General features: G+C 47.6%; 12 protein-coding genes. 7 read left to right on the forward strand and 5 right to left on the reverse strand.

Annotated features, from left to right (window positions below; translation table 11 throughout):
• Nucleotides 1-84 precede the first annotated feature (84 nt).
• On the forward strand, nucleotides 85-426 hold the full coding sequence (locus ACR1R9_RS17660; protein WP_179087170.1) for a YtpI family protein: 342 nt from the start codon (nucleotides 85-87) through the stop codon (nucleotides 424-426).
• Nucleotides 427-590: 164 nt separating this feature from the next.
• Here ACR1R9_RS17660 and ACR1R9_RS17665 read toward each other — a convergent pair whose 3' ends face one another.
• From ACR1R9_RS17665 to ACR1R9_RS17675, 3 genes are all read right to left on the reverse strand, one after another.
• Complete coding sequence (locus ACR1R9_RS17665) at nucleotides 591-1,925, reverse strand: DRTGG domain-containing protein (RefSeq protein WP_064639320.1); 1,335 nt, start codon at nucleotides 1,923-1,925, stop codon at nucleotides 591-593.
• Between the two features lie 237 nt (nucleotides 1,926-2,162).
• Nucleotides 2,163-2,450: a hypothetical protein gene (locus ACR1R9_RS17670; RefSeq protein WP_076289792.1), complete on the reverse strand. Its 288-nt coding sequence runs from the start codon at nucleotides 2,448-2,450 to the stop codon at nucleotides 2,163-2,165.
• Between the two features lie 102 nt (nucleotides 2,451-2,552).
• Nucleotides 2,553-2,900, reverse strand: a complete 348-nt coding sequence (locus ACR1R9_RS17675) for a YlbF family regulator (RefSeq protein WP_076289793.1) — start codon at nucleotides 2,898-2,900, stop codon at nucleotides 2,553-2,555.
• 280 nt (nucleotides 2,901-3,180) lie between these two features.
• On the opposite strand from ACR1R9_RS17675, the gene ACR1R9_RS17680 reads away from it, so the two are divergent.
• The 5 genes from ACR1R9_RS17680 (at nucleotide 3,181) to ACR1R9_RS17700 (ending at nucleotide 9,542) form a co-directional block, all read left to right on the forward strand.
• The gene (locus ACR1R9_RS17680) at nucleotides 3,181-4,548 is read left to right on the forward strand and encodes a YheC/YheD family protein (RefSeq protein WP_099854736.1); all 1,368 of its coding nucleotides are present in this window, start codon (nucleotides 3,181-3,183) and stop codon (nucleotides 4,546-4,548) included.
• 30 nt (nucleotides 4,549-4,578) lie between these two features.
• Nucleotides 4,579-5,769 carry a YheC/YheD family protein gene (locus tag ACR1R9_RS17685; protein WP_433923094.1) on the forward strand — a complete coding sequence of 397 codons (1,191 nt, stop codon included), beginning with the start codon at nucleotides 4,579-4,581 and terminating at the stop codon, nucleotides 5,767-5,769.
• Nucleotides 5,770-5,830: 61 nt separating this feature from the next.
• Nucleotides 5,831-7,204 carry a YheC/YheD family protein gene (locus ACR1R9_RS17690; protein ID WP_064639328.1) on the forward strand — a complete coding sequence of 458 codons (1,374 nt, stop codon included), beginning with the start codon at nucleotides 5,831-5,833 and terminating at the stop codon, nucleotides 7,202-7,204.
• Nucleotides 7,204-8,310, forward strand: a complete 1,107-nt coding sequence (locus ACR1R9_RS17695) for a YheC/YheD family protein (RefSeq protein ID WP_076289796.1) — start codon at nucleotides 7,204-7,206, stop codon at nucleotides 8,308-8,310. The genes ACR1R9_RS17690 and ACR1R9_RS17695 overlap by 1 nt, the downstream gene beginning before the upstream one ends.
• Before the next feature lie 35 nt (nucleotides 8,311-8,345).
• Entirely contained in the window at nucleotides 8,346-9,542 is a 1,197-nt protein-coding gene (locus ACR1R9_RS17700; RefSeq protein ID WP_076289797.1) for a YheC/YheD family protein, read from the forward strand.
• Between the two features lie 92 nt (nucleotides 9,543-9,634).
• Here ACR1R9_RS17700 and ACR1R9_RS17705 read toward each other — a convergent pair whose 3' ends face one another.
• Nucleotides 9,635-10,321, reverse strand: a complete 687-nt coding sequence (locus ACR1R9_RS17705; protein ID WP_433923694.1) for an HAD hydrolase-like protein — start codon at nucleotides 10,319-10,321, stop codon at nucleotides 9,635-9,637.
• Between the two features lie 286 nt (nucleotides 10,322-10,607).
• Between ACR1R9_RS17705 and ACR1R9_RS17710 the strand changes: the two genes are divergently transcribed.
• The gene (locus tag ACR1R9_RS17710) at nucleotides 10,608-12,326 is read left to right on the forward strand and encodes a methyl-accepting chemotaxis protein (RefSeq protein ID WP_326065412.1); all 1,719 of its coding nucleotides are present in this window, start codon (nucleotides 10,608-10,610) and stop codon (nucleotides 12,324-12,326) included.
• 122 nt (nucleotides 12,327-12,448) lie between these two features.
• Here ACR1R9_RS17710 and ACR1R9_RS17715 read toward each other — a convergent pair whose 3' ends face one another.
• The gene (locus ACR1R9_RS17715; protein ID WP_433923093.1) at nucleotides 12,449-13,420 is read right to left on the reverse strand and encodes a Gfo/Idh/MocA family protein; all 972 of its coding nucleotides are present in this window, start codon (nucleotides 13,418-13,420) and stop codon (nucleotides 12,449-12,451) included.
• Nucleotides 13,421-13,822: the final 402 nt, after the last annotated feature.

A 13,822-nucleotide genomic window follows, 5' to 3' on the forward strand; every position in this document is an offset into this window, starting at 1 on the left:
CCCCGGAAAAAAACTGCCCTTGCCCTCTGCCTGCATGGTACAATAAGGGCAGTAAATGCTTTCCAGAAAAGGAGCTGCGTCTTTGTGTTCATCGATGTACTCAAATATGTCCTAATCGCCATCTTTGCCCTGGCCATGGTCTGTTCAGCTCTGAACAGCATTCGTTCCCGCAGAACCACTGATCCCATCGCGACAGGTCTTTATCGCTCATGGACCAACGTCTGGATGGGTAGCATGCTGATTATTCTTTCCCTCATCCTGATGTTTGTGTTTACCGGTTCTACGCTATCCGTCGTTGTGGAAGCGCTATTTCTAATTATGGGAGCGTACAACCTGTTCGCCGGTTTACGTAACCGCAGTTACTATGCCCGTCTTCAGCAGCATGCAGACGGTGCAACTGGCAAGACATCCGGACAATCTGCCTGATGCATTAGCACGATGTCATTACGTTTTACCAAAAAAAGAGTATCCTCATCTATCGAACAAGCCTGAGCCACGTTGATTTCGGGTACAGTGCGCTATTTCGATAAGAGGATACTCTCTTTTTTCCGAACTTATAATATTTTTCAAATCCAGGATTTCTCGCTTTTCTAGGCATGGTCGATGGATTGCAGGGTCATCACCGCTTTGCATACAACATTCCCATCACGGGAAATGACAATATCCATTTTGCAGGTCCGGCGACTTGTCTCCAAAATAATGGGACGAACCAGAATCTGATCTTCAATCTGTACCGGACGAACAAAATACGTTGTTACATTATCCACCACATGGTCGTTACCTGTAACGTCCCATGCGGCACGCCGTCCCGCCTGTGTCATCACATTCAACAGAACACCTTCCGAGATCGTACCGAGGTCTGTCGCCATCTGTGGAATGATGAATCCGTGGAAAAACAATTCGTTCTGCTCTCCGCGCTCTTCCGCAAACCCGTTCCAGATCAGATGATCAAACGTCTCTCCAAGCTGTGGCTGCTTCTGTGCATCACGCATCGCCTGCAGCACTTCCTTACGTGTGACGGATGCAATCAGTTTACGATTCCGATCCACAATTGGTAGGAAGTCAATACCCTCCCAGGTCATGATCTGTGCAGCCGAAGCCAGTGAGGTTTGCAGCGAGGCTGTGATTGGGCGACGTACGACACACTTCTCAATACTCTGATCCTCTTTTAACTCGCTCACATCTTTGAGACTTACGATACCGATAACCCGGTTCCATTCATCTACTACCGGAAAGCGATGCTCTCCCGTTTCGGAGACCAGCAGATGAAAATCCGCGGCTGAACTGGTCACCTTTAGCACCTGAAGACGTGGCTTTTGACCGATAATGTCCTCCACCAACATAATCTTTTTCTTAATCAGTCGATCGAAGATCGCACGGTTAATCATTGAAGCTACTGTAAACGTGTCATGTCTGGAGGAAATGATGGGAAGACCCAACTCATCAGCCATCACTCTCACTTCACGGCTTGTACCGAAGCCACCTGTAATTAATACACCTGCACCCTGTTCGAGTGCGAGGGAATGTGCATTGTCCCGGTTACCAACAATCAACAGGCTTCCCGCGTCAATGTATCGGGCCATGGCCTGCTCTTTCATCGCACCGATCACGTACTTGTGAAGCGGTTTGGCCAGACCGTCACTTCCACCCAGCACATGACCTTCGACGATGGTTACCACATCGGCAAAAGTCAGCTGCTCGGTCATACCGCGAGGTCTTTTCTCGATCCGCACTGTTCCAATTCGTTCCTTGGTCACGACCAGGCCGAAGTTCTCTGCCTCTTTTACTGCACGGTACGCTGTTCCTTCGCTTACGCCCAATTCCCGCGCTAGTCCACGCACCGATATTTTGCTGCCTACCTTCAGTTGTTCAATATGTTGAAGCAATTGTTCGTGCTTCGTCACGTTTTCTTCCTGTCCGTCCATCTGTACCACCCCCGAAGATGCATCTGTACTATTCTGTATCTATTATAACACGACCTTAGGAAAATAACCCCATTCTACGCACCATTCTCCTAAAGATCTGCGCTACATTGATCTGAATAATCGGAACAGCTAATTACGGGTATAAAAAAAGACCGGTCCCTTTCATACCAAAGGGAATCCGGCCTTACTTAGGCAGATAGAACCATCTCTATCACCATGTCATCTGTGTTCCAAACCTTATACAGATTTGCTCTGCTCCTGCTTGTCCACCAGTTTCATCTCCCACTGCCGCAGCTTTGCTCGCCGAACAGCTTCTAGTGCACGCTTCTTCTCTTCATCCACACCAAGAATAAAATGTAGATGTGCACCAATGATTAATAAGGAGAACAGCACCCATACGATGCCAAAAATATTAACCCAGTCCATTCCACCAGCAAAGGAAATCCGCGGCAACGCAATGACTAGCATCGACAACGCGATAAGCAGATAGATCACATGTTTTGCTTTCTTCAACCTTTTCACCATTCACAGCTCCTTCGTTCTTGATCGACTCTATATGTCTAGTCTATGAACGATAAGGAGCTAATATGAGAGGTTCTGGCAAAAAAACGGGACAAGGTTTTCGGTTTAGGCTTCAGCGCCACCGTACAGATGACCCAGGCTGTCTGCAATAATTTTGTTCACGTCTTCGATAATAACACTCAGGCGACGTTCAGCGTCAAACAGACGACGGATATTCAGGTTCAGGCTCAGTACCTCAAACAGTTTCTCCATTTTCTCCATTTCGTCCGGTGCAGGCATATCCCCACTCATCATACGTTGTTGCAATTCCATCTGTTGATCACGGAAATTATCCAGCATAGCCTTTGCTTCCGGGTCTGCTTCAATCAGCTTCATCGCAGAAGTAATTTCTTCCACCTCGCTGCTTTCTCTCAGTGCTTTGGCCAAATCATTGGCTTTGTCATAAATGTTCACTATAATTCCTCCTCAAATTGGGTTGTTCTTCTGTTATCCATTCGTATTCATTCGCATTCTCATCGCAACGTTCACCCGTGTTAATACACGTATTTCACTTCCGTCAAACAAAGATTGCGGAAACATGCCATTCATTACCTACTGGGCATCAAATGCATTTAATCCAAATGGGTCAATCACCAAGGGTTATATGTCCTCATATGATGAAGCACATGCCATGTTCAGATGCCGTTCAACTTCGAGATCAGACATCAAGTTGCCGCCCGGAAGGAGATCCGTGATGTCCACTAAAAAAGTAACGATTCAGGTTACCGGCTCGGGCATCCTGCAGGACGACGTCATCATGCTGGGCGAAGGGGTGCTCAAGGCACTTAAAATCCCTTCAGGCCGACCGCTTCAGTTACAATTCGGCTCTTTCCGCCGTGAGGTCACTGTCATCCCTGTTCCTAGGTATGACGGTCTGCGCATCAATCAGACGGTAGCCAGCAAGACCGGCCTTGTTCCCCGTTCGGTCCTGAGGATATCTTATCGTTCAGCCAGCCGCACGCTGCGCCTCGGACCTTACATCAGTGTATTAGTTAGCCAGGATTACCCCGATCAGCCCGATCGGCCCTTTGGCTCCATCACGATGTTCTGTCAAGAACTGGTGAACGCCTGCCGGAAGCAGGGCGCCTATGTATCCTTTTTCACACCGGAGGATATTGGAGCGGTAACGGGTTATATGAAAGGCTGGGTGTATGATGACGGCTGGAAAAAGACCGTTCTGCCTATAGCAGACGTCGTCAATAACCGGCTGACGTCCCGTAAGCTTGAGAACAAACCTAGCGTACAGCATTTTATGAAAGAAGTAAAATCGCTCTACGGTACACAAACCTTCAATGAAAAGTTTCTGGACAAAAATGAAGTATTCGATGCCTTGAAGTCCATTTCAACACTGAAGAAAGTGCTACCCGAATCCCATTTGCTCAAAGCTTCCGCCACACTCAAAACGATGTGCAATCGATATCCGGTTGTCTTTCTGAAACCGGTTCGTGGGTCGCTTGGCAAAGGTATCATCCGGGTCTCCCGTCAAAGCGACGGCAGCTTCCTCACCCTCGCTACAAGCGTTGGGGGTACCCGAAAACAAACGTATGCTTCACTGGATAAACTGTATGCCAGTCTGTCCGGGAAAATGAAAACAACGCGCTACCAGATCCAACAGGGTCTTTCCCTGATTGATAACAGCGGCAGACCCGTAGACTTCCGTGCGCTTGTGCAAAAAAACCGTACGGGCAAATGGAGTGTCACTTCCATCGTCGCACGTATTGCAGGCGGCAGTCACTATGTATCCAACTTGGCACGAGGTGGAAGTCTCAGCACCGTCAAGGAAGCTGTAGCCAAAACCCAATTGTCCGGATCAGCTAAAGCTTCTGCTTATGCAGGATTGCATACGGCGGCGCTGGATATCGCCAAAGGCATTGAAGGTGCCATCCCCGCTCATTTCGGCGAACTCGGCATCGATTTGGCCTTGGACACCAATGGAAGGGTCTGGCTTCTTGAAGTGAACTCCAAACCATCCAAGAACGATAACACGCCACTTAGCGAGAGTAAAATCCGGCCTTCGGTCAAAGCGATGCTGGAATACTCCACCTATCTGGCCGGATTCTGAAGAGTCATCCATTAGAGGAGGTGCAGCGGAATGTTCCTGCAACATCAGACAAACACAGTTGCTATCCTGGTTCGGGCAACAGAAGGCTCGCCTCCTTTCGTAGATGAACTCTTCTGTCGTCGTCTCAGTTTGGAAAGCCATCGTTACGGCCTAAATATCATTGTTCTGGCCGTATCGAATAACCCTAGCGTGTCTCGTCTCACGCAGGGCTATGTATTCGACAGAGGTGAATGGAACATCGTGCCTCTTCCTGCTGTAGACCTGATCATGGACCGCTGTCTACTGCCACTTCCCAGAACATTCAAACAACAGCTTCAGCAGCTAGCATCCTCAGGAAACGGACACCCTGCACGTTACTGGTCTGCTTCTTTACCTGGTAAATGGAAGGTATATCGCGCCTTGTCTACTGATATAAGACTTCGTGCTCTTCTTGCGCCTACGACACTTCTTAAGTCGGATACCCTATGGGAGCAATGGCTGGAGCGCTGGCCGAAAGGTATTTTCTTTAAACCTGTATCGGGCACCCATGGTAAGGATACGTTTCGCCTCTATCGTGAAGATCGCCACACCTCCTGGATTATGGAGGGCAGAAATACTCGCAATGAATTGATACACCGTACATTTGAGCATCGCCAGGATGTCTCTGCCTGGCTGGATTCACACAAGGCCAGTAAAAAGATGATCTTACAGCCTTACCTGGAACTAAGTCATCATGAACGACCGTTCGACATTAGGGCCTTGGTGCAAAAAAATGGGCGAGGACACTGGTCTCTAACCGGATGTATGGTACGGGAAGGACCGGCTGGCTCACTCACTTCCAATTTGCATGGAGGGGGAAAAGCATACCCCGTGCATCCTTATCTACTGGAACGATATGGGAGCAAGCAATCCAACGCTCTGCTCGAGACGATCAGGCAGGCTGCTGCCCGCATCCCTACCCTGTTGGAGGGCCGATTTGGCAGACTGGCCGAACTGGGCCTTGATTTTGGAGCAGATGTTGATGGTCGCCTTTGGCTGCTTGAAGTGAACTCCAGGCCGGGACGCTCCTCATTCGCAGAGGCGGGTGACCCCCGTATGCACAGTCTGACCTACGCCCGGCCGCTTGCCTATGCCCGTTATTTGCTGCAACAACATGTTCTCACGGACGTGAAGCGTCCAACGAAAATGCCGAATACATCCAGCACAGCTGGCCTGAAACCCATCCCGATTCACGGCGGTTGAGGCACGCAGCGCCCCGCTTGCCATGGAGCCGAAGGATCTTTTCAGGATAGGAGGATAAATCATGAGTTTGACCTTTTGCAATCTGCATTTCACACAGCAGCCGGATAAAGTGGTTTATGTATCCAACGCATTAATGAAAAGCCTAAATCTATCCGGCAAAAAAACGATTCATCTGCGGTTTGGCCGTGACCGGGTGCCCGCAACCATCAAACCAATCAAAAAGGCTGGCAAACATCTCTATCTCGCTTCGGGCATACGTAATCTGATGAACGTTCCGAAACGGGGTAGCATCTACCTCCGCAACTTGCAGAACGATGAAGTCCAGTTGGGTCCACTGATCGGCGTGCTGTCTGACGGACCTTCGTCTGGCTCCAACCCGTTTGGTTCCCGTACCGGTTTTATCAAACAACTGCTCCGAGAAGGCAGCCGTAAATCCTATATTTATGCGTTCACTCCAAGAGATATCAACTGGCAGAACGAAACAGTGTCCGGTTTTTTCCTTAACGACAATGGAAGCTTCAGCCGCAAAACCGTACCTCTGCCCGATGTCGTGTATAACCGATTACCCAGCCGTCGCTCTGACTTCTCACCGGCGATCAACCAGCTGCGGGAGCGATTTATCCGACGCAAGATCCCTTTCTTCAATTGGAGTTTCTTCAACAAGTCAGATATTTATAAACTGCTGGAGAACGACCCGGCGGCAGGACGTTATATTCCTGAATCCATCACCAACCCGACGGTAGAGCAGATGAAAGAAATGCTGGAACGCCATCAGTTTGTCTATTACAAACCAACAGCAGGAAGTCTGGGCAACGGGATCTATCGATTGACCTATTCGCCCAAACGTGGATATTTCGCCCGTTATCGTAAAAAAGGCGGCAACGCCCTGCTTCGTTTTGGTTCATTCAACAGCCTGATGCGCATGCTTCAAGGCAGACACGGCAAACAACTTCGCGGTTATGTCGTTCAACAGGGTATCCGGCTCATTGAGATTGACGAATGTCCGATTGATTTTCGTTTTCACATGCATAAAAATGGAAACAACCAATGGGTCGTCGTTGGCATCGGCGCCAAAAAAGCTGGTCGCGGCAGTGTAACCACCCATATTAAAAACGGCGGCTCCCTGATGACACCCGAGCAGGCTCTCAAGCGGAACTTTGGTGACCGCTCTGGAGAAGTGCTTCAGCATGCCAAATCTGTCGCAATAACACTGGCCCAGGCGATTGAAACCCAGCACCAGCATCTAATTGGTGAGATTGGCTTTGATCTGGGCATTGATCAGGAGGAACATGTATGGATGTTCGAAGCGAACGCCAAACCCGGCCGCTCCATTTTCCGTCACCCTTCGCTGCGGCTGGAAGGAAAATCATCGGTGGAGCACATCCTGGAACATTGCCTGTATTTGAGCAAATTCCGGAAGAAAGACGGCATTTGATGAGCTTGCAGGATGATTTTAGACCCGTTATTGCTGTCTTGACCATGCATGATGATCGTCGGATGTTCAGAGGAAACCAGCAAAACTTCTTAGATATTGTACAAACGGGCGAAAATATGGGATATGTGGTGTACGTCGTGACTGTACGAGATTTAAATGTGAGCGGCCCCACTGTGAAAGGGTACACGTACAACAATGGGATTGGGAGATGGACTTCACAGTCCTTCCCCCTTCCCCATGTACTCTACAATCGGATTCCCAATCGGGAAGATGAACGCAAACCTTCAGTACAGCGAAAAATTGAAGAGTGCATGCATTCCGGAATCGAACTATACAACCCGTTTTTCTTCAATAAATGGAATTTGTTCGAATGGCTCAAGAAATCCAAGTCTACCCAGCAGCTGATTCCCTATACTCGCCGAATGCGAACAGCAACCGCTTTGGGGACGGTCCTTCGATCGTATCCTTATCTGTATCTGAAACCAGAAAGCGGTAAAGCCGGCAAAGGAATCATGATGCTCAAGTTTCAGGAAAAAGAACGTCTCCCTTACCGGCTTAAAATACAGAGTACCCGAAAAAGCACCACGTACAAAGCCGCTACCCTTTCCAAATTATGGGCGAGAATTCGTAAGGAGACCGGACACACGCCTTATATCATGCAACAGGGTATTGAGCTGGCTTCGTCCCGGAAGCGTCCATTCGATCTACGTGTACTTGTGCAGAAAAACGGTAAAGGACAGTGGAGCGTAACAGGGGTCGGGGCACGGCTCGCCGGCTCTCGAAGCATTACGACCCATGTGCCGCGTGGCGGCAGTGTAGAGGACCCTGAAAAGCTGCTTACCGACCTTTTCGGAGAAGAAATGTCGAATACATTGATGAAGCGGGTGAAATCCACTTCATTGTTGATCGCGCGTCAAGTGGAACGAGGTTCAGGGCATACGCTTGGTGAAATGTCCATGGACCTGGGCATTGACGATCTGGGCGAGATCTGGTTCTTTGAAGCGAATGCGAAGCCGATGAAGTTCGATGAACCGCAGATTCGACGCAGGTCATTGGAACGCATTTTTCAGTACAGCGCCTACCTTGCCCGCCAATCGAAACGATGATGAACAGGAATAACAGCAAAAGAAGGTGATTGTTTGTGTCCTCACCTGTTCTGGGCATTATGACGTTGTACTTAAATGAACATCGCGCTCTGGAAGAACGGAGCATATACCGCAGAATGATCCTTGAAGGGCGCAAGCGGGGACTCGATATCTATGTGTTCACACCTGCCGATGTACACTCAGGAGGCAAACAGATTGAGGCTATGGTCTTTCATTCGGAAAAAGGCTGGTCCCGGGAATGGCGTTCATTCCCGGACATGATCTTCGATCGCTGCCGTATACAGCGCAATCGCAGATTCCAGCAACTGCTTGCCTTTCGGGAAAAGTATGGACATCTGCTTTTTCTAAACCGTCCTCTGCGAAATAAATGGACCATTCATCAAACGCTCTCGGCCAAATCAGCCTTCCGTGAACATCTGCCAGATACCGTTCTGTTTCAGGATATGTCCGATGTGAATCGTATGCTGAAAGCCTCCTCCCTCATCTATCTGAAACCCATCAATGGAACCGGAGGGCGCGGAATCCTTCGCATCGAACGCAGTGGCAGCGAGGCCAATACGGTTCTTGTACAGGGACGGGACCAGAAGCGAAGGATCATCACCCCACGTAAAGTCCATCTGTCACGCTTGGGTTCACTGCTACAGCATTGGAATATGAAAGATAAATACCTCGTTCAGCAGGGCATTCAGCTTCAGCTTCCGAATGGCCGGGTTCATGATTATCGAATGCTGGTCCAGAAGAATGGTGAAGGGCAGTGGGAATTAACTGGATGCGCTGGACGTATGGGTGCGGAGAAAAGTGTTACCTCTAATCTGCATGGCGGTGGCCAGGCCATTGCGATGCACAAATTGATGAAACAGTGGATTACTGATGAGAAGGAACGGGCTGAGATCAACACCACTGCCGAGAAATTCGGGATTGACGTTGCTTCATTTCTGGAGAGTACCTATGGCACCTTGTGTGAGTTGGCTCTGGATCTGGCGATTGACAAGAGTGGACGTATCTATCTGCTCGAAGTGAATCCAAAACCTGCACGTGAAGTATTTGCCCGCATTGGAGAGAAAGATACTTATTCCAAGGCAATCACTCAACCACTGGAGTACGCTCTATGGGTGTACCACAACCATCCAAGTGCGAATCGTCCCCCTCGTGGCGTAAAGGTAACCAAACCAGTCAAACGCGTAAAAGGTAAGTCTGCCACCCTCAAAAGGACCAGAAGATCCCGGTTATGATCGTCAGACTTCATTAGTAGTGAACCAACTTCTCCTTGAACCAAAAAAATGACCATCCAACATCCGAATGGATTTAGGGTGGTCATTTTTTTCTATTCTGCTTCCCGATATAAACGAAGCAGTTCCGTAAAATCAGAGATTAGTACATCTGATCCTGCAAGTTCTTCATCTCGTCCGAACCCTGCATAAGCACAGCCGATGACGGTCTGGTTGTTCATTTTACCTGCTTCCACATCCGAAGAGCGGTCCCCGACCATCCATGCATCCTGAATCCGATGCTTCTCAAGCAGAATCTGAACCAAGTTAACTTTGGAAGGGGTCTTGTACTGTCCTGCACTATAGACACCTTCAAAGAGCGGCATGATCTCATGGGCAAAGGCCACACCTTTAACATAGTCCTCCAGCCCGTTGCTGGCGACAAACAACCGCACACCTTGTTCTTTCAATGCTTCCAGCGTCTCTTTTACATGTGGGTACAGCTGCGAGCTTCCCCCATCCAGCCCTTCAATCTCCAACTGAAGCAGCAGTTCATCTGCACGTCGATGGGCCGCAACTGAAGCTTCAGGCATAACCACTTTCCATATATCTTCTAGCAACATCCCCAGGCTTCCCAGCATTCGTTCTTCAGGAGGAGTCTCTCCCTCAAAATGCCCTTCAGCCCGCAATGTATCAAACAACTGATGATAGGCTGGCAACAACAGTGTTTCCGTCTGAAACAAAGTACCATCCATATCAAAAATCATTGCTTCCGGTTTACGTAATACCGTCTCTTTTGTCATGTCCAATGTTCCTTTCGGATTGGGATATGTATTCGGAATCGTTCCCCTTCCATGATAAACATAAACGTTTGGCAGTGTAAACCGTGCAATGTAAAACATCTGTGTCATCAACGTTATACAAAATATACAAACATTATACTTAAATTAAACAAACTATATACAATTTAACTTTCATTAAGTATAATACTGAAAATAGTTCTTTAGACACCACATCCAAAGAACTAAAATAGCTCTCATCCAAGTTTTTTCGACAAATACATATACCCCAAGGAGAGGCATAACAAACATGAAAAAGCACAGAACCTTCAAAATTTTTTATAAGATTGGTTTGGGCTATTTGCTCGTACTTGCTGTTTTGGCGGGTTGCATTCTTTTGATCCAGAACAGTACCAGCAAACTTCAAAGCGAATTGGATTTTCTCGTGGATCACGATATGAATGTACACGCCCTGACTTATGAGATTGAAAAGAACATGGTCGATATGGAAACAGGCCAACGAGGCTACGTTATTACAGGGCAGGAGAATTATCTTGATCCGTATACCCATGGAAAAGAACAGATGGTTGTACTTAAGGATCAACTCGCTACTTTGATCTCGGACAACCCCTCACAGTTGAAGCTGTTGGAAGATATACATAAGACCATGGAACACTGGATTCAAATCGCAGGAGAACCGGTTGTTACGCTGCGCCAGGCCAATGACCTACCTTCGATCCGACAATTTTTCACAACAGATCCCGGTAAACAGGATATGGACCAAATTCGGCAATCTCTGATTACATTCCGTACCAATGAACTGGCTCTGACTGAAACCCGTACAGAAGAACTGAAACAGAAAAACAAGGTGCTCAACTGGGAGTTGTACGGAGCATTGGTCCTTGTTGCCTTAATCTCAGTCATCGCTGCCTTAGTCCTGTCCCGGTCCATTGTAAGAAACATCCGTGCAGTTACACATGCACTGAATGATATCGGCTCCTCCAATGGTGATCTGACCTTGCGAATTGCTACTCCGATGAAAGACGAGACACGAGAATTGGCTGAAGCTGCCAATACCATGCTCTTGGGTCTGCAACAAATGATGCTCGACATTCAAAGTAATGCCACCATTCTGAGCACAGCCTCTGATCGACTGGATAAAGGCGTTTCTGACAATCACATCGCAGGAAAAGAAGTGGCCACTGCCATGGAGCGAGTCGCTGAGGGTGCTGATGAACAAGTTGCCCTTACCCAGACCATGGTCGCTGCCATGGAACAATCGCTCATCGGACTTAATCGAGTAGCGGCTTCAACTGCTGACGTGGCTGAACGTGCCGTGCGCACCGAATCCATTGCCGTTGATGGACAACAGCGTATCGATAATGCCGTAGGGAAAATAACGTTCATTGAACAATCCTTCTTGTCTGTGCAGGAAGCGATTAACGAAATCTCCGAAATGTCTGATCAAGTTATTAACATTGCCGATTCTATGTCAGGGATCGCAAGACAAACGAATCTGCTCGCGCTCAATGCAGGAATTGAAGCTGCTCGTGCGGGGGAACATGGACGTGGATTTGCTGTCGTTGCCTCTGAAATCCGTAATCTGGCCGATCAAAGTGCCACATCAGCGAAAGAAATTACAAGCATATTGGAAACCGTTGTTTCCGGAGTCCAAAACACAGCGCAGGTTGTGGACGAAAGTACACTCCATGTCAACGAAGGATTACGGACGATTGAAGATGCAGGGCATGCATTCACAAATATTACCCAGCACATTCATGATCTCAGCGGTGAAGTTCAGGACGTATCCGCTGTTGTAGAACAACTGACATCCGGCAGTGAAACGGTGATGAAGTCCATTAACGAAGTATCCGCCGTAGTTGAAGATACTGCATCAGCGACGGAAGAGGTATCCGCTATGACCGAAGAACAACTTGCTTCTCTACAGGAAATGACAGACACCTCCAAGCAGTTAAACGAAATGTCCGATGCGCTTGATCAACTGGTTAACCGATTCAAATTGTCTTGATCTTATGGATAGATCCAGATAACACAAAGAAGCAGATCCCTACTCTACAGGGATCTGCTTCTTTTATTCAAAAAGAAAGAACATTTAACACGAACCCTCTTCTAGCTCAGTACCTTATTGGATCAGGATTGATCCGAATTACGCAGCGCTTCAAGGACAAGCTGTGCATGATAACCATCGTTGAAATCGTATATTTGGGCAGGTTGGCTTTGAATACGGGCGATGACGTGTTTAAGTACAGGCAACTGGCTTAAGGATTCATTAACTTCGACGGGAACAAGTGGCTCTCCGATGCGTCCATTCCATAGTTGATCCCAGTTTTCCAAGGCAATTGTTCCTTCAGTACCGTAGACCACCATAGATACACGCTCTTCACCTGCAAAATGAGCAATCCCATTTAACTGGATTCGGGTTCCATCCTCCAGCTCCATCGCAGCCTGAACCTCATGTTCACATTCAACTGTATTTTGAGGAAATTGAACCTGACTATTAATCACGCGGATAGCACCAAACACTTTTTGGATCATATGAATCCAGTGAATCCCCACTTCAAGAATAAATCCGCCCTGCTCGCGGCTGGTAATCCAGGTATTTTGCTGCCACGCTCGAGGCCACTGAGGGAATTGCAGGATCAGATCAATTTTGCGAATCTCGCCAATCGTTTCCTGACGAATCAACTCTTGCAGCTTCAATACTGATGGTTCATGCGGCATGGAGAAATGGATTGCATGTACTACACCGGCCTTCTCGGCTGCCTTCAGCATTGCTCTGGCTTCCTCCACGCTGTTTGCCAGTGGTTTCTCACAGAATACATGAATCTTGCGCTTTAGGGCCTCCATAACGACGGCATAGTGATATTTAGGCGGGACCGCAACGTACAGCAGATCAACCGCATGTGTGTCTAGTAATTGCTTGAAATCCGTATACGTCTTCGTCTCTGGATGAGAGGAAGCAAACGAGGTCAAATTTTCCTCACTGGCATCGCATACCGCTACAATCTCTACTTTTTCGGATAGTTCTACCTGTGTTGCCTGATGTATCATATGTAATCCCATTTTGCCCAGCCCAATTACAGCCATTTTTATCATTGTCATTCAACTCACTCCCATCGAATTTCAGTATAACAGAAAGCTTAACATTGCCAATCTTTGCACGGATGCGAAATGAAAAGCATATGATCTTCATTGGATACATATAAAACAAATCCATCATATTCCACTTTATTTTACATTTTATTCTATAAATCTTGTTCATAGGTAAATTGTTGCAGGAATATATAACCAATTTATTTTCTCTTATAGGGTAAGACATTAAGCGTTTCCAACCTAAGAATCAGGAACTTATACTCATAAAATCGGTTGACAAAAAACCACAAAAAAAGCTACTCTTCCTATTAACAAGGATTTATTTCCTTTTACAACCTTAGATAACGACATACATCCCAAAAATGGAACTTGACCTGTGGGTCCAAAAACCTATTTTGTGAAGCGAGGTGT

It is taken from the genome of Paenibacillus taichungensis (assembly GCF_050994985.1).
Taxonomy (GTDB): domain Bacteria; phylum Bacillota; class Bacilli; order Paenibacillales; family Paenibacillaceae; genus Paenibacillus; species Paenibacillus taichungensis.